At 49.7% G+C, this 20,160-nt stretch carries 20 protein-coding genes; 1 reads left to right on the top strand and 19 read right to left on the bottom strand.

Annotated features, from left to right (window positions below):
- Window positions 1-2: 2 nt before the first annotated feature.
- The 3 genes from BLV33_RS01840 to BLV33_RS01830 are packed head-to-tail and all read right to left on the bottom strand — an operon-like array spanning window position 3 to window position 2,994.
- Complete coding sequence (locus BLV33_RS01840) at window positions 3-857, bottom strand: DegV family protein (RefSeq protein ID WP_090787632.1); 855 nt, start codon at window positions 855-857, stop codon at window positions 3-5.
- Window positions 858-886: 29 nt separating this feature from the next.
- Entirely contained in the window at window positions 887-2,614 is a 1,728-nt protein-coding gene (locus BLV33_RS01835) for a DAK2 domain-containing protein (RefSeq protein ID WP_090787627.1), read from the bottom strand.
- Between the two features lie 20 nt (window positions 2,615-2,634).
- Window positions 2,635-2,994 (bottom strand): Asp23/Gls24 family envelope stress response protein, encoded by a 360-nt coding sequence (locus tag BLV33_RS01830; RefSeq protein ID WP_090787624.1) that lies wholly within the window; start codon window positions 2,992-2,994, stop codon window positions 2,635-2,637.
- 251 nt (window positions 2,995-3,245) lie between these two features.
- Here BLV33_RS01830 and rpmB point away from each other — a divergent pair, with 251 nt between their 5' ends.
- Window positions 3,246-3,434, top strand: coding sequence for a 50S ribosomal protein L28 (gene rpmB, locus BLV33_RS01825; RefSeq protein WP_090787621.1), 189 nt, complete (start codon window positions 3,246-3,248; stop codon window positions 3,432-3,434).
- A gap of 75 nt (window positions 3,435-3,509) precedes the next feature.
- On the opposite strand, the gene spoVM is transcribed toward rpmB, so the two are convergent.
- The 16 genes from spoVM to BLV33_RS01745 all read right to left on the bottom strand — a co-directional run bounded on the left by spoVM (window position 3,510) and on the right by BLV33_RS01745 (window position 20,154).
- Window positions 3,510-3,590: a stage V sporulation protein SpoVM gene (spoVM, locus tag BLV33_RS01820; protein ID WP_090787618.1), complete on the bottom strand. Its 81-nt coding sequence runs from the start codon at window positions 3,588-3,590 to the stop codon at window positions 3,510-3,512.
- A gap of 211 nt (window positions 3,591-3,801) precedes the next feature.
- Window positions 3,802-4,452 carry a ribulose-phosphate 3-epimerase gene (rpe, locus tag BLV33_RS01815; protein WP_090787616.1) on the bottom strand — a complete coding sequence of 217 codons (651 nt, stop codon included), beginning with the start codon at window positions 4,450-4,452 and terminating at the stop codon, window positions 3,802-3,804.
- 2 nt (window positions 4,453-4,454) lie between these two features.
- A complete protein-coding gene (gene rsgA / locus BLV33_RS01810) occupies window positions 4,455-5,378 on the bottom strand; it encodes a ribosome small subunit-dependent GTPase A (protein ID WP_090787613.1) in 924 nt (307 codons plus the stop codon).
- Window positions 5,378-7,504, bottom strand: coding sequence for a Stk1 family PASTA domain-containing Ser/Thr kinase (gene pknB, locus BLV33_RS01805; RefSeq protein ID WP_090787610.1), 2,127 nt, complete (start codon window positions 7,502-7,504; stop codon window positions 5,378-5,380). The genes rsgA and pknB overlap by 1 nt, the downstream gene beginning before the upstream one ends.
- Window positions 7,505-7,510: 6 nt before the next feature.
- Window positions 7,511-8,278, bottom strand: coding sequence for a Stp1/IreP family PP2C-type Ser/Thr phosphatase (locus tag BLV33_RS01800; protein ID WP_090787606.1), 768 nt, complete (start codon window positions 8,276-8,278; stop codon window positions 7,511-7,513).
- Window positions 8,279-8,293: 15 nt separating this feature from the next.
- On the bottom strand, window positions 8,294-9,337 hold the full coding sequence (gene rlmN, locus BLV33_RS01795) for a dual-specificity RNA methyltransferase RlmN (protein ID WP_090787603.1): 1,044 nt from the start codon (window positions 9,335-9,337) through the stop codon (window positions 8,294-8,296).
- A 92-nt stretch (window positions 9,338-9,429) separates the two neighbouring features.
- Window positions 9,430-11,001, bottom strand: coding sequence for a 16S rRNA (cytosine(967)-C(5))-methyltransferase RsmB (gene rsmB, locus BLV33_RS01790; protein WP_090787599.1), 1,572 nt, complete (start codon window positions 10,999-11,001; stop codon window positions 9,430-9,432).
- Window positions 10,967-11,926: a methionyl-tRNA formyltransferase gene (gene fmt / locus BLV33_RS01785; RefSeq protein WP_090787596.1), complete on the bottom strand. Its 960-nt coding sequence runs from the start codon at window positions 11,924-11,926 to the stop codon at window positions 10,967-10,969. The genes rsmB and fmt overlap by 35 nt, the downstream gene beginning before the upstream one ends.
- A complete protein-coding gene (gene def, locus BLV33_RS01780; protein ID WP_090787593.1) occupies window positions 11,923-12,399 on the bottom strand; it encodes a peptide deformylase in 477 nt (158 codons plus the stop codon). The genes fmt and def overlap by 4 nt, the downstream gene beginning before the upstream one ends.
- 37 nt (window positions 12,400-12,436) lie before the next feature.
- Window positions 12,437-14,929, bottom strand: coding sequence for a primosomal protein N' (gene priA, locus BLV33_RS01775; RefSeq protein WP_090787591.1), 2,493 nt, complete (start codon window positions 14,927-14,929; stop codon window positions 12,437-12,439).
- Window positions 14,929-16,146: a bifunctional phosphopantothenoylcysteine decarboxylase/phosphopantothenate--cysteine ligase CoaBC gene (gene coaBC, locus BLV33_RS01770; protein WP_090787588.1), complete on the bottom strand. Its 1,218-nt coding sequence runs from the start codon at window positions 16,144-16,146 to the stop codon at window positions 14,929-14,931. The genes priA and coaBC overlap by 1 nt, the downstream gene beginning before the upstream one ends.
- A gap of 59 nt (window positions 16,147-16,205) precedes the next feature.
- Entirely contained in the window at window positions 16,206-16,424 is a 219-nt protein-coding gene (rpoZ, locus tag BLV33_RS01765; protein ID WP_090787585.1) for a DNA-directed RNA polymerase subunit omega, read from the bottom strand.
- Between the two features lie 3 nt (window positions 16,425-16,427).
- Window positions 16,428-17,066 (bottom strand): guanylate kinase, encoded by a 639-nt coding sequence (gmk, locus tag BLV33_RS01760; protein WP_090798591.1) that lies wholly within the window; start codon window positions 17,064-17,066, stop codon window positions 16,428-16,430.
- A complete protein-coding gene (gene remA, locus BLV33_RS01755; RefSeq protein ID WP_009672664.1) occupies window positions 17,056-17,316 on the bottom strand; it encodes an extracellular matrix/biofilm regulator RemA in 261 nt (86 codons plus the stop codon). Before remA ends, gmk begins: the two co-directional genes overlap by 11 nt.
- A 34-nt stretch (window positions 17,317-17,350) precedes the next feature.
- Window positions 17,351-18,235, bottom strand: coding sequence for a YicC/YloC family endoribonuclease (locus BLV33_RS01750; RefSeq protein ID WP_090787581.1), 885 nt, complete (start codon window positions 18,233-18,235; stop codon window positions 17,351-17,353).
- 29 nt (window positions 18,236-18,264) lie between these two features.
- Window positions 18,265-20,154: a bifunctional homocysteine S-methyltransferase/methylenetetrahydrofolate reductase gene (locus BLV33_RS01745; protein WP_090787578.1), complete on the bottom strand. Its 1,890-nt coding sequence runs from the start codon at window positions 20,152-20,154 to the stop codon at window positions 18,265-18,267.
- Window positions 20,155-20,160: the final 6 nt, after the last annotated feature.

The following is a 20,160-nucleotide window of genomic DNA, read 5'->3' as shown; positions in this document are numbered from 1 at the left end:
CATTAATCCGGAAGCACGAACGCGGCTACGGTTCCAGGACCGGCATGGGTGCCGACCACCGGGCTCAAGTCAATGTAGCCAAAGCTCAGCACTTCAAATTGAGCTTCTATCATTTCGCGCAGCTGGACAGCGGTTTCCATACTGTTTGCGTGAGCGACATGAAGGTGGATGGATTTGCCGGTGATATCCCCGCTCATCATTTCAATGATGCGAGCCATGGCCTTCTTCTGACCGCGCACCTTGTCGATGGGCACAACCTGTCCATTATCATCCAATGAGAGAATCGGTTTAATATTGAGCAAGGAACCAATCAATGCAGAAGCTTTGCCGATGCGCCCGCCTTTTTGCAGATAAGTCAATGTATCTACTAAAAAATAAATTTTGAACTTTTCCCTGATCCTCTGAACCAGCTCCATGATCTGCTCAACACTTTGTCCTTCCTTGGCAGCTTTCGCAGCGGCTACAGCCAACACACCAATTCCGTAAGAGGCAGACCGAGAATCAAAGAGATGTACATGGCTCTGCTCTTCCTCCATCATCGAGCGTGCAATCACAGCAGACTGATAAGTTCCGCTAAGGGAAGCGGCCAGATGAATCGAAATGATTTCCGTATCCGGCTCTTCAGTCAGCTTTTTATAAACCTCCAAAAACTCGACCGGCGAAGGCTGGGAGGTTGTAGGCAGCGTAGATGCGGCAGCCAGCTTTCCGTAGAATTCCTCCGACTGAAGGGTTACTGCATCAAGAAAGGTTTCACTGCCAAAATGGATTTTCAGCGGTACCATTTCAATGCCAAGTTCCTTCCTTACGGATAACGGGATGTCCGCCGTGCTGTCGGTGACGATTCGAATATTGCTCACTTAAAAGGCTCACCTCACCAATCAGATTATTATTCCACCGAAAAAATATAGGGGTAAAGCGGTTGTCCGCCCGGATGCAGTTCAATTTCGACCTCTGGATACATCTCTCGGATAAAAGCCTCGAGTTCGTCGATATCTTCTTCTTTGGCATCTTCTCCGCTAAGTATGGTCACGATTTCGGAGCTTTCCTCAATCATTTCCTCCAACAGCTTCTTGCTTGCGGCCATCAATCCCGGCTCCGAGCTGACGATTTTTCCGTTATCGATACCGATGAAGTGACCTTGCTTGATTTCCATGCCGTCCATATTCGTATCGCGTACCGCGTAGGTTACCTGACCGCTTTTCACACGCTGAATCGCTGCTGTCATTTCTTTGGTATTTTCATCAGGTTCTGCTTGTTCTTGAAAAGCCAGAATAGCGGAAAGCCCCTGTGGAATCGATTTGGTTGGAATGACGATCAACTGCTTGCCTTCTACAAGCTCCTTAGCCTGCTGGGCCGCCAATATGATATTCGAGTTGTTGGGTAAGATATATACGGTCTTTGCATGGATTCGATTAACGGCATTAACTAAATCTTCAGTGCTGGGATTCATCGTTTGCCCGCCGGAAAGTACAATATCCACGCCGACACTTGTTAAAATTTCAGTAATCCCGCTCCCCATGGCAACTGCAACAAATCCATATGGCTTGGCTTCCGTCTGATTCACTGCTAGTGCAGTCGAATGCATAGAGCTGTATCTATTTTCGGCGCCCTCAACAATGTTACTATGCTGGTCGCGCATATTTTCAATTTTAATCCGGCTGAGATCACCGTATTTCATCGCCAAGTTCATCACCTCACCCGGATATTCGGCGTGAATGTGAATCTTGACCAGTTCCTCATCCGATACGACGAGAAGTGAATCTCCCAGCTTGCTGAGCTCATCGCGAAACTGCCCTTCCGTAAAGGACAGTCCTTTCACTTTGTCCGGCACCACCGTGAGCATAAATTCGGTGCAATATCCGAATTCTATATCCTCGGTCGCCATATGAGATTGCGCAGGACGATAACTCATCATCTGATGCGCCGCCTGCGTAACATTCATCGCAGTAACGGCTGCTGCCGCTGAACTTAAGGGTGCTCCGGCACCTGCAGCCCCTCCCTGCATAGCCGTAATAAAGCCTTCATAAATGCAGACCAGACCTTGGCCGCCTGCATCAACGACGCCGACCTGCTTCAAAATCGGAAGCTGGTCCGGTGTTCTGGCAAGAGCTTCGCCCGCACTGCGCAAAACCTCCCGCATCAGCTCCAGAATATCCTCGCCGCGCCGATACTGTACCGCATGCTTGGCCGCTTCTTTGGACACAGTCAGAATCGTGCCCTCTACCGGTTTAACGACCGCCTTATATGCCGTTTCTACGCCCTGCTGCAATGCTGCCGCGAATTGCTGGGCATTGACTTCCTCTAGATCATGAACATTCTTCGCAAAGCCGCGAAACAGCTGGGACAAAATGACCCCCGAGTTCCCTCTGGCGCCCATCAGCAGGCCCTTGGACAACGTCTCGGCTGCTTTACCGATATGGGACGACGGCTTTCTTTTTAATTCCTCCACACCGAAGGTTAGTGTTAAATTCATATTTGTACCTGTATCTCCGTCGGGAACAGGGAATACGTTAAGCCCGTTCACTCTGTCGACATTTTGACGAAGATTCTCCGCTCCCCCGAGGATCATATGGGTGAAATCATTTCCATTCATGATTATAAAGCGCTTACTCAAAGCTATATGCTCCTTCCTGGCTAACGGGCTACACGCACACCCTGCACAAATATATGGACATCGTCTACGTGAAGACCTACAACATCGTTCAAAATATACTTAACTTTAGTTTGTACATTATTCGCAACCACCGATATTTTGGTGCCATAGCTGACGATGATGTGCAAATCGATATCAAGGCGGTCATTTTCCCGGCGAACCTCTACCCCCCGGCTCAAGTTCTCACGGCCCAGAAGCTCGGCAATACCGTCCTTAAGCTGTTTACGAGAAGCCATGCCGACAAGTCCATAACATTCCAAAGCTGCCGATCCTGCGAGTACAGCTATCACCTCGTCAGTTACAATTATTTTGCCGTTTTCTGTTGAAAGCTCTATGGGCACAGATCTACATCTCCTTATGCTAGTCTATGGACTACTTTACATTGTACTATAATAGTTCGAATAAATAAATGACATTCCATTCCGTGATTTCATTGACTCTAGTCTTCGGCCTGTGCTATTATATTTAAGTGTGTTTTCTTAAAGATATGATGATTACCATGAAATGTTCAGTGAAATTGACGAAAGCTGTCATGTCAAGCTTAGGCTTGCCGCCCAGGCTGCTTTGTATACTGCCGAAGGAGGTGTCAAATATGTCCCGCAAATGCTTTATTTCCGGTAAAGGTCCAGGCACGGGTAACCACGTGTCTCACGCGAATAATAAAAACAAACGTACTTGGGGCGTTAACGTCCAAAAGGTTCGTATTCTTGTAGACGGTAAACCGAAACGTGTCTATGTAAGTACTCGTGTTCTTAAATCCGGTAAATTAACTCGCGTATAACAATTTCCTGGATAGACAAAAAGCACCTGCGGAGGTGCTTTTTTTGCGTTCTGGGAGAGGACTCAGCCGAGAAGTTTAGTTTTTGCTGAACGTATTCAGTATGGCTTTGACAAATCCACCCAGAAATCTTGGTAGCTTGATTGTGTAGAATTTCATCCTCTACCCCTCCTTAGAGTTTTCGTTAGAAAACTTGCATCGTAAGCATTCACTTGAGTTTTCGTTAGAAAACTTGCATCGTAAGTATCCGCTTGGAAGTTCAGCACATTATATGCCCGAACCGGAAAAAAGTGCTTTGAGAAAACAAAAAGCTACAAGAACAAAAAGCTCCTGTAACCATATGTATGCCAAACTGATTCAGTTATTCCCCTTAACCGCGAATTCGTGTGATGGCTTCAGCCCGGTTGGACTGGCCGAACACAGCATTTCCCGCTACAAGGATATTTGCTCCTGCTTCCACGACTTGCCTGGCTGTCATTTCGTTGATGCCGCCATCCACCTCGATAAGCAGTCCATCGAGTCCGAGCTTGGTCGCTTTCTCGCGCAGCAAACGAATTTTCTTCAGCATCTCCGGAATGAATTTTTGGCCACCGAAACCTGGATTTACGGTCATAACCAGCACCATATCCAGGTCTGCATTGAGCACATATTCGATGCTGCTAAGCGGAGTTGCCGGATTCAGGACGACTGCGGCCTTGGCCCCATTCTCCTTGATCAGATGAAGCGTCCGGTGGAGGTGGGTGCAGGCTTCGACATGGACAGAAACGGAATCGGCGCCTGCCCGAATGAAATCAACCACATAGCGCTCCGGCCGCTCAATCATCAGGTGCACATCAAGCGGAAGCTTCGTATGGGGCCTGATAGCCTCAACGACAAGAGGTCCTATCGTAATATTCGGTACAAAGTGACCATCCATCACATCCACATGAATCCAGTCCGCTCCGCCCTTCTCCACTTCCTCGATTTCGCTCCCAATCCTTGAAAAATCCGCTGATAAAATAGAAGGAGCAATAGTAACCATGATTAATACCTCCTTTTCCTATCTTTGATTTCGTTCAGAAATGTAAGGTAACTCTCATAACGGGAAGAGGCAATAAGCCCTTCCTCCGATGCTTCCCGAACCTTGCAGCCGGGTTCATGGAGATGGATGCAGCCTCTGAATCTGCAGCCTTCTGCCAGCTCCGCAAACTCTTTAAAGCAGGGGCCTAAATCCTCGGCCTCAAGCTCCATAAAATCAAGCTGGCTGAATCCGGGAGTATCCGCTACGAATCCACCCCCGTCGAGCGGCAGCAGCTCCACATGGCGTGTCGTATGCTTTCCCCTGCCCAGCTTTTGGCTGATGGCATTGGTTTCAAGCGTCAGATCACGGATAAGCGCATTGAGCAGGGAAGATTTGCCCACACCCGACTGTCCGGAAAACACACTGATGGTGCCCGTGAGCAGCCCGATCAAGTCGTCCAGGCCTTGCTTTTGCTTGGCACTGGTGACCACGATTCGGTACCCAATACTTTCATACAGCTGGAAAATACGGTGCAGCTCTGTGTTTAGTGCCGATTCCTTCACTGTAGAGTCGCCCAGCAGGTCATACTTGGTAAAACAAAGCACACAGTCTAGTCCGGAGTGCTCGATATGTACAAGGAATTTGTCCAGCAGTTGAAGATTGAGAGCCGGTTCGGTTACGGAAAAAACCAATACGGCCAGCTTCACGTTGGCGATAGGTGGTCGAATAAGCTCAGAGGAGCGAGGAAGAATTTCCGTTACGGTTCCTTCCCCATTTTCCGTGAGCTCATAGATGACCTGGTCCCCAACCAGCGGGGAAATTCCTCTTTTTTTAAATACCCCTCTTGCCCTGCATTGAACCGTTGATCGCTGCTGTTTCAGATCGGATTGTTCCGGAAGCACGTAATAATAGCCGCTTAAAGCCTTGACAATCCATCCTTGCGGCATTAATTCAAGCCTCCCTTTGGGGATGGACCGGCAGAATTAGCCGATCCGTTTGGTCTCAGCGATGCACCTGTTGCGCCATTTTTCGGTGAAGCCGACGGGCTTACAGATGGTGATGGACTAGGGCTTGCCGTAGACGAAGAACCAGGCGAAGGAGATACGCCGTTTTTCTGATCCAAATAGTCTTGATAGGTGCGTGTGATCGAGTTGACCAGCTTGCCGTCAATTTTGACCAAAAGCACGGCCTTACTGTCTGGTGAAACGACGATTTTCACATTGATCGTGGTTTCTTTGGTAATCGTATCGGTTTTGTAATCAAAATTATCGTACTGGGCGTCACTGACCACAATGCTGTAAACGGAGGATTTGCCATCGACCGCAGGCTTAACCGGAACCTTCACATCAATCGGACCCGCATCTGCAGGCAGCCCGTCACTGATGACAAGCTTGATCTGCGATCCTGGAGCTACGTCCTGGTTGAAATCAAAAGGATATTGCATGATGACCTTCCCTTTAGGCTGCTTATAGCTCTTATCACGCGTGATGCCGTCTGCTGGCAGCTTTAAACCGAGATCACTGATTTGTTTTTTGGCGTCCGCCTCTGTCTTTCCGACCAAATCCGGCATTTTGAACGTTTCAGGGCCCTTGCTGACGCTTAATTTAATCACGACCGTGGCTGCATCAAATTCTTCGCCCGGAGTAGGAAATTGCTCAAGAACCGTATCCACGGCTTCATTACTGAACGTTGGTGTTACTGCGAATTGGGCGTCGTTTTTGACACCTTGAACGGCTAGCTGCAGCTTGGCTTCCTTCAACGGTTGGCCGACAAAGCTGCCCATCTTGGGCTTAGTGGGGCCGCTGCTTACGATTAAAGCAATTTTGGCTCCGAATTTTACCTTCATATCTTTAGGGTCTTGACGAATGACGATATCTTTGGCTGCATCACTAGCCTGTCTCTCAATCGTGATGTTATCCAAATTTGCCGCCTTCAATTTTTCTTCTGCTTTGGGCAGCAGCATACTCTCTACGTTTGGCACCATGATATCCGTATTCGCGATGGCAAGCTTACCTTTCACATAGCCGACCAAATACCACATTACACCCAATAGCAGCAAAAGAATGACAATCCATACCAGCGGTTTTATCCAACCGTTTTTCTTAGTCATTTCAGGCTCAACCCCTCTGGCCACAGCCGGTTCTGCCTCAAATGGATTGCCAAATTGATTTGCGCGGATCGCCGGCATGACGAGTGTTCGCTCTTCATCCATGCCTTCTGATTCCCAGAAAATCACCTTAGCTTCGTTGCGCCGTTCCGGCAGCAGGCAAGTTTCCAGGTCTTTATGCATCTGGCTGGCAGACTGGTACCGTTCATCTGTTTTTTTGCGCATCGCTTTAAGGATGATATTTTCCACGCTTTGCGGAATTAATTGATTTACCTTGCGCGGTTCCTCCACATCTTCCTGCAAGTGCTTAAGGGCTACGCTAATTGGGCTTTCTCCTATAAAAGGAAGCTTACCCGTCAGCATCTGATACATGACAATGCCCAGAGAATATAAATCGGATTTTTCACCGGTATTTGTACCTTTAGCATGCTCCGGAGAGAAATAATGGACAGAGCCGATAACGGAACCCGTCTGTGTAATGGTCGAAGAAGTCGCAGCTCGAGCGATCCCGAAGTCAGTTACTTTGACCCTTCCATTCTTGCCTATCAAAATATTATGAGGTTTTATATCGCGATGAATGATTTCGTTATGATGAGCGTGATCAAGCGCATCTGCAATTTGGCTTGCATAATGCACAGCTTCCTCCACCTGAAGCGGAGCCTTCTCCTTGATAATATCGTTGAGAGTAGTGCCTTCGATATATTCCATGACGATGTAATGAGTTTCGCCTTCTTGCCCTACATCATAAATACTGACTACATTGGGATGAGAGAGCGAGGCGGCCGACTGAGCTTCACGGCGAAAACGACGAATAAATTCCTCATCATGCACATATTGGTGGCGCAGTACCTTCACTGCCACATAGCGATGAAGCAGCATATCCAGGCCTTTGTAAACGAGTGCCATGCCGCCGCCGCCGATTTGTTCCAGAATTTCATAACGTCCTCCGAGCTTTTTACCGATCAATCCTCATCACCCCTTTTCATTTTCCGTTTCTATTTCCGTTTCCTGATCATGTCCCATCAAAATAACCGTGACATTATCATCCCCACCCGCATCCAGTGCGCTATGTATCAGCTTCCGTGCAGCTGCTTCAAGACTCGTTTCTTCCTTCACATGATTCCAGATCGTATGATCTTCAAGAAGACCGCTGAGACCGTCCGTGCATAAAAGGACTATTTCTCCTTGCTTCCAAGGGTATTCATATATATCTACTTCTATCTCCGGTTCAGTTCCAAGAGCTCGCAGCACCCAATTCCTTCTGGGATGCTGACTTGCTTCCTCAGGGGTGATTTGGCCGCTTTTTACAAGTTCATTGACCAATGAGTGGTCTTCGGTCAACTGAACTATCGATTCTCTGTCGATTTTGTAAGCACGGCTGTCACCTACATGACCGATAAGCAGCAGGTCTTGGGAAGCCACCGTTACGACTACTGTAGTTCCCATGCCATAATAATTCTCTCGTTGAGAAGCAAAATCATAGATGCTTTCATTCGCCTTCTCTATGGCTTGGCGCAGCTTTTGTTTACATTCATCGATAGACATCCCGCTGTGAATGTATTGAAGACCCTCTTGAATCCTCTCTATGGCCATGGTACTTGCCACATCCCCAGCTTGATGACCACCCATTCCATCCGCCACAATGGCCAAGGATAAACCGTTCAGCTCCGATTGAACTGCGGCTCGATCCTCATTCACCAGACGGACTCGTCCGATGTCGGTTTGGCTTACCATCAACATTACGGTTTCACCTCGTTACTTGTTCTCCATATGCTTGGCGCGCAGTTGTCCGCAGGCTGCGGCGATATCGCTACCTTGCTCGCGGCGTATGGTCGCGTTAATTTTATTGCGCTCGAGAATCCGTTGGAACGTGAAGATATCGTCCCGCGGCGTTCTTTTGAAATCGCGCTCAGCCACAAAATTGACAGGAATCAAATTAACATGGCTTAGCGGCATGCCCTTGAGCACCTGGGCGAGTTCCTCGGCATGCTCGGGCTGATCGTTCACTTCACCCATAAGCGCATATTCAAACGTGATACGGCGGCCGGTTTTGGCAATATAATATTGACAAGCTTCAACCAGATCGGCAAAAGGAAACCTCCGATTCACCGGCATCAGCTTGGAACGCAGCTTATCATTGGGTGCATGAATGGAAATAGCCAGATTGACCTGCAGGTTCTCATCAGCAAATTTATAAATATTCGGCACGATGCCGCTGGTTGATACCGTGATATGTCTTTGCCCGATATGGAGTCCCTTCGGATGAATCATGATGCGGAGGAAGTTCATCGTGGCTTCATAATTCTCGAACGGCTCGCCAATACCCATAATAACAATAGAGCTGATCCGCTCTTGGCTCTCGTCCAGCATTTTTTGCGCAATCACGACTTGGGCCACGATCTCTCCAGGTCTCAGGTCGCGCTTAAGACCGCCCAGCGTCGAGGCGCAAAACGTGCAGCCAACCCGGCAGCCAACCTGAGTGGTTACACATATGCTGTTCCCGTAGCTGTGCTTCATGATCACGGTTTCGATGGCATTCTTATCGGAAAGCTCAAATAAAAACTTCACAGTACCGTCCTTCGACTCGTACTTGGCAATTTCGCTAAGTGTGACGAATTCAAATTGGGCCGCAAGCTTATCCCTTAATCCTTTTGGCAAATTCGACATTTCCTCAAAGGAAAGCACACGTTTTACATACAGCCAATCAAAAATTTGTCCGGCACGAAAGGAGGATTCGCCGTTTTCCTTTATCCATTCCTGCCATTCTTCCAAGGTTAAATCATACACAAAGGGTTTCACATTTATCACAACCTGATCTGTTTTTACTGCTATTTTTAGCCTATCTTATCTATTTTAACATAAATAAGAGTCGAACACATCGCTCTTGGTATTTAAACACTATGTTTCTTGAGCCGCGCGATAAAAAATCCATCGGAATGGAACTGGTGTGGATAGATTTGCAACAGTCCGGAAGCCAAATCATCTCCAGGAATTCCTGAGCCTGCGAAAGCTTCTGAAGGGAAAGGATCCAGGCGAAAATCCTTATGTTCCGCAAGGAAGCCCCGCACCTGACCCTCATTCTCCTCGTACTCCAGCGTGCATGTGCTGTAAACCAGAATGCCTCCCGGTTTAAGCAGCCTGTGAACATGCTCAAGAATGCTGCTCTGCAGCTTGCTAACAGCTTCAATCTCACTTTCTTGCTTCGCCCATTTGAGATCCGGTTTACGCCGGATGACACCGAGTCCTGAGCAGGGTGCATCGAGCAGAATCCGATCGAACGATTCATCAGCAAAATACTCGTCCAGTTTCGTCGCATCCGCAACCAGTGTATGAATCGAATCAAGACCAAGCCGCTTGGCTTGATCATCGATCAGCTTTTGCTTGTGATCGTGAAGATCGCAAGCACGGATGCTGCCCTTGTCGTTCATTTTCTCCGCAATATGCGTCGTCTTTCCGCCTGGGGCTGCGCAGCAATCCAATACCTTCATGCCCGGCTTAGGATCTACAGCCTCCGCTACAAGCATAGAGCTCTCGTCCTGGATCGAGAAAGCTCCTTGTTGAAAGCGCGGATCCATGGCCATATTGCCTGCTCCGCGGACCAGAATGCCCGCCGGAGCCAGGACCGATGCTTCCGCTTGAATCCCGCTTGACTGCAGTAGCTCTAGCAGCTCTTTGCGGCTGTGGCGCATCGTATTCGTGCGAATGCTCACGTGAGGCGCTTCATTGTTGGCAGCACAAATTTGCTCAGTCAGCTCAGCCCCGAATTGCTTGATCCAGCGGGCGACTAACCATTCCGGGTGGGAATGGCTGAGGGCGATCCGCTTCTTATCTCCAAGCTGCGGCGGAAGCACGAGCTGCTCCTTGTTTCGCAGCACATTTCTGAGCACACCGTTAACCATCCCTGAAATCCCTTGATGGCCTCTGCGCTTGGCAATATTAACGGCTTCGCTCACAGCAGCATGATCGGGAACGCGTTCCAGATAAATCAGCTGGTACAAGCTCAGCCGCAGCAAGCATTTGACCCAGGGCTCCAGCTTGTTCAGGCCCTTTGAGACAAAACGCTCCAAAAAGAAATCCAACGTATTCAACCTGCCGATGGTTCCATAGACCAGTTCCGTTGCAAGAGCGGCATCTGCCCGTTCCAACGCATGCTTTTGCAGCGTCTGGTTTAGCAGCAGATTGCTGTACGATTGGTTCTCCTCGACACGGACAAGCACATCAAGAGCTGCCTCACGCGCTGATCGTTTAGACTTCGTGTTTTCAGTATGCTTCACAGTCGGGGCACCTCTTCGGATGAAACGAATTAGGTGCAGAAATGCACCATAGCCAAGAATTCGGAGCAAATTAAACAAAATGAGGTGCAGTAATGCACCATATCCAGCACCATGAATTTGTGGAATAAGGTGCAGAAATGCACCAGAAGATGCATCAGTGAGGAGCTTCAGCGCCCAGCAGAGTCCCATTCTCAATGGCGGAGCCTCTTAGGAACTCGGCAGCATCCATTGCTTTTTTACCGGCTGGTTGAATGCTTGTCAGCCAAAGAGATCCGTTTCCTGTGCGAACCTCAATGCCTTCCGTGCTGCTTTGCAGCACCGTGCCGGGAGGAACATTCCGCGATTCGGACAATTGGCCAGTCTTCGGCTTCTTGCTGGCCCACAATTTCATATTCTCCCCATTCCAGGTCGTATAAGCCCCTGGGAATGGATTGAGCCCGCGAATTTGATTAAAAATCGCAAGCGAATCGCGTGACCAATCAATCCACTCATCCTCGCGCTTGATATTCGGCGAATAAGTAGCCTCTTCCTCGTTCTGTGGAGTCGCCGTCAAACGGCCTTCCAGTAGGTCCGGAAGCGTTCGCTTTAATAAGTCCGCTCCGGCCAGACTTAGCTTCTCAAACATCGTGCCTGTTGTATCCGTATCCTCGATCGGAACCTCGATCCGCGTAATCATGTCACCGGTATCCATGCCCGCGGCCATATACATGATGGTCACACCGGTGATAGAATCTCCTCGCATAACTGCATAATGAATCGGCGCACCTCCCCTGTATTTAGGGAGCAGCGATGCATGAACATTAATGCATCCGTGTGCCGGCAGCTCCAGCACGGATTTAGGCAGAATCTGCCCGTAAGCTGCTGTAACGATCAAATCCGGCTTCAGCTCACGAAGAGCTTCTACCGAATCCGGATGACGCAGCTTTTCCGGCTGCAGGACTGGGATGCCATGACGCTCAGCCTCAGCTTTTACAGGAGTTGGCGTCAATAGACGCTTACGTCCCTTCGGCCGATCAGGCTGAGTAACTACAGCGATAATCTCGTAGCCCAGTTCCAGCAAAACGCGCAGCGATGGTACAGCAAATTCCGGCGTACCCATGAAAATTATTTTCACTCGGTATCTTCCTCTTCATCGATATACACTTTAAGTGCCAAATCCGTGAAAAGAACCCCATTCAAATGATCAATTTCATGACATATACAACGGGCAAGCAGCTCGGAGCCCTCAATGGTAATTTCATTGCCATTACGGTCCTGTCCCTTTGCCTTTACATGTAAGGGTCTGGCAACATCTCCGCGCAGACCAGGAATACTCAGACAGCCTTCCGGTCCCAACTGCTCACCATCCGTGGACACAACCTCGGGATTCACCATTTCGATCAATCCTTGCTCATCCCCGACGTCCATTACAATAACCCGTTTAAGAATGCCAACTTGCGGAGCGGCAAGGCCAACTCCCGGAGCATCGTACATCGTGGCTGCCATATCATCAAGCAGCTTGTGCAGATTGGAATTAAATTTGGTCACCGGTTTCGCATGCTCGCGCAGCACCGGATCAGGATCTTTGACAATAATTCGAATACCCATGGGTAGCATCCACCTCTATCTTCTTCAATAAATTAAATTACATCAAATATTGCGGGTCTACGTCAATACTGATTTGCAGCTTTTCCTTGGCGGACTGCTCTTCAAAATGGGCGGCAGCTTTACCCACAAGCTCTGCAGCCCTTACATCTCCCCGATATTTTACCACGCATTGAAATCGATATCTATCCTTGATTCTGGAAACAGGCGAAGCAACAGGACCTAAAACGTCCAGGTAAAATTCGGTTCCAGCCTGCCTTTCCGCAAATTTGGCCAGCTCCTTCAGCCTTGTTGCAAATGCTTCAGCAGTCCTGACCAGAAACGCCACCTGCTCATGAGACAGCGTAACCAGAATGAGTCGATGCAGAGGCGGATATCCAAGCTTTCCCCTATGAATAAGCTCTTCAGTGACAAAAGAATAATAATCATGGCGGCTTGCGCATTGCACGCTGTAATGATCGGGCGTATAGGTCTGGACATAAACTTCACCCAGCTTTTGATGCCTGCCAGCTCTTCCCGCGACTTGGGTCAATAACTGAAAGGTGCGCTCTGCAGCTCGAAAATCCGGAATATTTAAGCTCGTGTCAGCCGCTATCACTCCGACTAGCGTTACATCCGGGAAGTCCAGACCCTTGGCGACCATCTGCGTACCCAGCAGTACATCCGCTTTCTTATCGCGGAACATCGCAAGCCATTTTTCATGGGAGCCCTTTTCCGTGGTCGTATCCACATCCATGCGGATCACGCGGATACCGGGAAACAGCTTGCCGAGCTCCTCTTCTACACGCTGCGTTCCTGTCCCGAAATGTCGAATATGCTCTGAATTGCAGCTTGGACACAGCTTAACCTCGCGCTCGGCATAGCCGCAATAATGACAGCGAAGCGTGTGTGAGCTTTGATGGTAAGTAAGCGATATATCGCAATGAGGGCAAGTGGATACGAATCCGCAGGTTCGGCACATCACGAATGTCGCATACCCGCGGCGATTCAGCAGCAGGACCATCTGTTCCTTTTTTTGCAGCCTCTGCTCTACTGCCCTATACAAGGCTCCGCTGAACATCGACCTGTTTCCGCTCTTCAATTCTTCCCGCATATCCACAATAAATACCTCGGGAAGCGGTCTTCCTTCTACACGCGATTTCATCGTTAACAGTTTATAGGAAGGTGAATCATCCAGTTTAGGGTCATGCTGGGAGGTTGTCCGATGCATACTTTCCAGCGAAGGAGTGGCGGAGCCAAGCACAACAGCAGCGCCATGGCTCATAGCCCGGTGTACGGCGATTTCCCTTGCATGATATTTCGGGCTTTCTTCCTGTTTATAAGAGGATTCATGCTCTTCATCGATAATGATCAATCCGATTCGGGTAAAAGGAGCAAATATCGCGGAACGGGCGCCGATCACGACCTGCACCTGCTTGCGCATGATTTTACGCCATTCGTCATACCGTTCCCCGGCTGACAGACGGCTGTGCAGCACCGCGACTTTATCGCCAAAACGTCCTTTAAAACGCTCTACCATTTGCGGGGTCAGCGATATTTCCGGCACCAGCACGACAGCTTCTTTTCCCTGATCCAGGCACACTTGAATGGATTGCAGATAAACCTCGGTTTTACCGCTTCCGGTAACGCCATGAAGCAGGAATACTTCCGGCTTTCCTTCCGCAACGGCGCTGCGGATATCGGCAAAAACAATGCTCTGCTCCTCAGTTAAGGGCATGGGCTGTGTTCTTGCAAAAGTGCGCCCCGCATACGGATCCCTCAGAACCTCAATCTCCCGAAGCTCTATTAAGCCTCGTTCCGCAAGGCTCTTCACGGTACTTGCGCCAACATGAACTCTCTCCATCAATTCTGTCAGACGAATTGGATTCGGGTGCTGACTTAGATACAGCAAAGCTTCTTTTTGCTTATGTGCTTTTTCAGGCAAAACTTCGGCAGCTTCCAGCAATAATTGAATGGATTCTGGAGGAATCACCATCAATGCTTTTTTCGAGCTCATGCGATCTTTCATCATCTGCGTTTCCAGCAGGGCTCCGCTAATCAGCATATCCTTGACCGCAGGGCCTTCATCAGGAAATCGTTCCATCAAAGCTTCCATGGTGACGCCGCCCTTGTCCCGAACAAAATCGAGTATCTTTTTGCGGGAAGGCAGCTCCAGAGAAATCTGAGACTCCATGTCATCTGCTGCTTGCAGACTCCGTTCATACTTTACTTTTAACGCTCCGGGCAGCATGGCCTGAAGCGCTAATATTTCGTGGCACAAGTAAGTTTGGCTCATCCAGCGGGCCAATCCTGCAAGCTCTGCTGTAAGCGGCGGAACCAAATCCAGAACATCCTGGATCGGTTTCAGCTTCTTCTCCTCAACCGAAGAATTCGGTTCAAGCTCCACCACAAAGCCCTGCACAACTCTCGGTCCGAATGGAACACTGACGCGGCTTCCAACTTCTACCCACTCACTCAGAGTCTGGGGTACCACATAATCAAATGCGCGATTCGTTTGCTTCGCGGGTATATCGACTATTACTTTGGCGAACATCAGGAATCCTTTCCGGCAGCAGGCAGACGCTCGGCTACCAGCTTCAGCAGCTTCCGGGCAATTTCGACCTTGCTCATCATAGGAAGTGATTCAACCAGGCCGCGCGAATCAAATATTTTCACAATATTTGTATCCGTGCCGAAGCCGGCACCTTCCTGGGAAACATCGTTAGCTACCAGCAAATCGCAGTTCTTGCGCTTTAGTTTATCGAGCGCATATTCATCCAGCTTATCTGTTTCGGCGGCAAAACCAACTACGAATTGTGTTTGTTTGCGGGTGCCGATTTCCTTCAGAATATCCGGATTTTTAACCAATTCCAGAGTAAGCGTTTCGGCACTTTTTTTGATTTTTTGCTCGGCTTTCAGAGCAGGCCGGTAATCGGCAACTGCGGCTGCTTTAAAAATCACATCGGTTTGTTCCAGACGCGACAATACAGCTTCAAGCATATCCTGAGCGGAATGGACACGAACCATTTCAACGCCATCGGGAGCCGGCAATGCGGTTGGTGCAGAAATAAGTGTTACTTTAGCGCCAAGACGCTTGGCTTCTTCTGCAATTGAAAAGCCCATTTTTCCGGATGAATCATTGGTGATATAGCGAACGGGATCGATTCGCTCCACAGTGCCTCCTGCTGTGACGAGAACTCGTCTTCCCCGCCATGGTTGTCCATTAGCAAAATGCCCTTCAATACTGGCAACAATCTCCAGGGGTTCTGCAAGTCTGCCTTTACCTACATAGCCGCAAGCAAGCTGACCTTCGCCGGGCTCTATGAAATGAATGCCACGGCTCCGAAGGGTCTGTATATTTTGCTGAACAGCCGGATTGCCATACATATGCACATTCATCGCAGGCGCTATAAGAATAGGGGCCATCGTCGCAAGTAACGTTGTACTCAGCATATCGTCACCCAATCCTAGCGCCAGCTTTGCAATCACATTAGCCGTAGCCGGAGCAATCACGAATAAGTCGGCACTGTCCGCCAGGTCTATGTGAGAGACGACAGAAGCATTCCTCTCCTCGAACGTGTCCACAAACACATGATGCCGGGACAAGGTTTGAAACGTGAGCGGAGCCACGAATTTAACAGCCGATTCCGTCATGATCACATGCACCTTGGCGCCGGCTTGAGTGAGCTTGCTCGTAAGGTCGGCGGCTTTATAAGCGGCTATCCCTCCAGTGACTCCCAAAACAATCGTTTTGCCCTGCAGGCTAGACATGCGAGAATCCCCCTTTCTCTCCAGAAAAAAATAACAACCGCTAGGGTTGTCAGATAGTTTTATCTTTTCACTAACTCTGTATGCTCTACTTTCTCATAAGCAATATGGTCGCCATAGAGCTCTTCCAGAGCGATACCTACGTTTTTATGAGCTTTGTAACTTTTCATTTCGGTCTTCGATCCATCGCGGATCATTCTTGCTCTCTTCGCTGCAGCGACAACCAATGAATATTTGCTGTCTACTTTGTCCAATAGCTTGTCTATAGATGGATATAACATGTTTTATTTCACCTCATTTATCCATTGAACGATTTTGGGATACATGCGTTCACGCTTGCAATGTTCCGCTATGAGAATCGATTGAATCTTGGAGCATGCTGTCTCTACACGATCATTCACGATTGCGTAGTCATAGTGATCCATCAGGCGAATTTCATCAACAGCTACCGTCATGCGGCTGCGAATCGATTCGTCGGATTCCGTGCCTCTCGTAACGATCCGGTTTTGAAGTTCATTCAGAGAAGGCGGCAGAAGGAAGATAAAAACGCCTTCCGGAAATTTCTGCTTCACTTTAAGCGCACCTTGAACTTCTATCTCCAGTATAACATCTTTTCCGGAGCGAAGTGTATCTTCTACAAAACGCTTGGGTGTTCCGTAAAAATTATCGACATACTGTGCCCATTCCAGCACTTCATCATTGTCGATCATATGCTGAAACTGGTCCCTTGTTTTAAAAAAATAATTCACACCCTCAATTTCCCCTTGACGAGGATCCCGAGTCGTCGCTGAAACGGAATATACCAGATCTGGCGACGACTTGCGAAGAGCGGCGCATACCGTCCCCTTGCCTACACCCGAAGGGCCGGATAATACAATCAGGATGCCTCGATCCCGATCCAGAGTGTTTGTATTACTCGTCATGATCATCGTCCTTGTTGGAAAGCCGGTGCGCAACCGTCTCCGGCTGAACGGCCGACAAAATCACATGGTCGCTGTCCGTAATAATAACAGCCCGTGTTCTTCTGCCGTATGTAGCGTCAATCAGCATGTGACGGTCACGCGCTTCTTGAATAATTCGTTTAATCGGGGCAGATTCCGGGCTCACGATCGAGATAATACGGTTAGCCGATACGATGTTGCCGAACCCGATGTTGATTAATTTGATAGCCATCATACTTCCTCCTCATGAAAGCCGCATATCGGCATCACTCGATATTCTGAATTTGTTCTCTCATTTTCTCTAATTCGGCCTTCATGTCAATCACTTTCGCAGTAAGCTCCGTAAAATTCGCTTTGGACCCTATGGTATTCACTTCTCGGTTCATTTCCTGAATCAGAAAATCGAGTTTCCTGCCTACAGGTTCAGCAGACCCAAGCAGCTGGTTAAACTGGCCAAAATGACTTTGCAGCCTGGTTAATTCCTCGTCCACATTCGAACGGTCTGCAAAAATCGCAATTTCTGCGGCGAGCCGCTGCTCATCCACTGGAGTTTGGTCCTGGAGCAGCTCTCCAATGCGGTACCGCAGCTTGCCTGCATATTCCTTAACGACCAGAGGTGTAAAACGCTGAAGTTCTGCATGCAGTCTTATCAACTCCTGCAGGCGCTCTGTCAGGTCCTGCTTAAGGAAGCTGCCTTCCTTCTGGCGCATTTGGATAAGTTCCCGAGCGGCTTCATCCAAACAACCGCATAATTCATGCTCGAATGATTCATCAAGCTCTGAACGTTCTTCATGGCGATGAATCAAATCGGGCAATCCAAGCATATCTGTAAGCGACAAGCGCTCTGTAAACCCATATCGTGCTTTTATTTGCTCTGCTGCATTCATATACCCATCTGCCAAGGTCCAATCGACGGAAATGGCTTGGAGCGTTCCAGCTTCCCGTTCTGCGGTGACATAAACTTCTACACGTCCCCGTTTGACCGTCTGCAGCAGTGTTTTTTTCAAGGAATCCTCGTACCGCACCCATTCCTTGGGCATCCGAATGGCTATTTCGGCGTAGCGGTGATTCACCGATTTGACCTCGATAAACACCTTGAATCCACCGAAGGAACGGTTCGCTTGTCCGAATCCGGTCATGCTCGTAATCAACTAGATCACATCCATTAACCTATTTTAATTCATTTTGAAAGTGGGTACAAGTGGAAATCAATTCGATTCGACTTTTCCCAAACATAGTTTGTCAGCTGCACGCTCATTTCATAGAGCAGGAAAGGGGTCATCAAATAAATCCCGTTAAAATAGACCATGATAGTATCAATCAGCTCTTTGGCGATCTCTAACCCCATTTTGCGTCCGGCCTCTCCATCCAGTCCATCCATCCTGGCTCTGACCTCGTCGGATAATTGAATGCCGGGAACTTCATTATGCAGGTATTCCGCGTTTCTTCCGCTGGCCAGCGGCATCACACCAATAAACATCGGAATATTCAAATGCTTGGTTGTTTCATAGATTTGCTCAATCCGTTTAGGATCATAGACTGGCTGCGTCATGATATAGTCGGCTCCCGCCTGGATTTTGCGCTCCAGCCGCTGAACCGCCTTGTCCAGATGCTTGACGTTCGGATTGAAGGCGGCTCCCACGACAAAGCTCGCTTTTTTCTTCAGCGGCTTCCCCGAGAAGGCAATGCCATCGTTGAGCTGCTTGATCATGCGGATGATCTCAAAGGAAGTGAGATCATACACCGAGCTGGAGCCCGGGAGATCGCCGAATTTGGCGGGATCGCCGGTAACGGCCAGCACGTGATCGATGCCGAGCGCGTGCAGGCCCATCAGATGGGACTGCGTCCCGATCATGTTGCGGTCGCGGCACGCGATATGAATCAGCGGACGCGCGCCCAGCTTCTCCTTGACGAGGTGCCCGAGGGCCAGGTTGCTCATGCGCGTCACCGCCAGCGAATTGTCGGCCATCGTAATGGCGTCGACATGAGCCTCCTGCAGGGCCTTCGAGCCCTGCATGAATTTGTCGATGTCGAGATCCCGTGGGGGATCCAGCTCGACAATCACGACCTTGCGCTGCCCGACGAGGTCGAGCAGCGACGGGCTTGCGGCCGACGCTGCAGGGGCGGCCTCCATCGGTGTGCGCACGACGACAGGCTCGTGCGCCTCTGGTGAGGCGGCGCCCGCGAGCGGAGTCGCCGCTGGGACATAGCCGCTGAGCGCCTGCGCGATAGCGGCTATGTGTTCCGGCGTCGTGCCACAGCAGCCGCCGATAATGCGCGCGCCGAGGTCGGCGAAGCGCAGCGCGCTCTCGGCGAAGTACGCGGGCGTGGCCGCGTACGAGTAGTGCCCGTCGACGTAGTCGGGCAGCCCGGCGTTGGGGAAGACGGAGAACGGCACGTCCGGCAGCGGGGTGAGCTTCTCCATCGTGCGGAGAATGCCGTTCGGGCCGACGCGGCAGTTGAAGCCGATGACATCGGCTCCATCCTGCGCCAGCCGGGCGAAAGCATCCTGCAGCGGCACGCCGTCTTGGGTAACACCGGTTCCCTCGGTGGCAAACTGGCAAATCACAGGAAGCTGGCTGAGGCTGCGAATGATTTTCAGTGCGAGCTGCAGCTCTTCCAGATCATAAAAGGTTTCCAGCAGCAAGCCGTCCACCGGTGAGTCCAGCAAGAAGCCGATCTGTTCTGTCAGGGCACTTTCCACTTCAGAAGTGCGTACATTTTTACGCTTGCCTGCACGTATGGAGCCAATTGCGCCGACAACATAGGCTTCTTCGCCCACCGCTTTGCGGGCGAGTGCCACACCTGCCCGGTTTATGGCTTCTACTTCACCTTCAAGCCCGTATTTGGACAGCTTCTCGCGGTTTGCGGAGAAGGTATTGGTCTCAATCAAACGGGCGCCCGCCTCAAAGTAACGACGGTGCACCCCTTCTACGGTTTCGGCATGAATCAAATTTAATTCTTCAAATGATATGCTCACGGGAAATCCCATCTGATACAAATAAGTCCCCATCGCGCCGTCTCCGGTCAAAATGGTCTGTTTCAGCGCTGCGCGAAGATCCATTTTCATGTGTTT

The organism is Paenibacillus sp. GP183 (assembly GCF_900104695.1).
In the GTDB taxonomy this organism is placed as follows: domain Bacteria; phylum Bacillota; class Bacilli; order Paenibacillales; family NBRC-103111; genus Paenibacillus_AI.
This window is presented reverse-complemented; position numbering and strand designations above follow the sequence as displayed.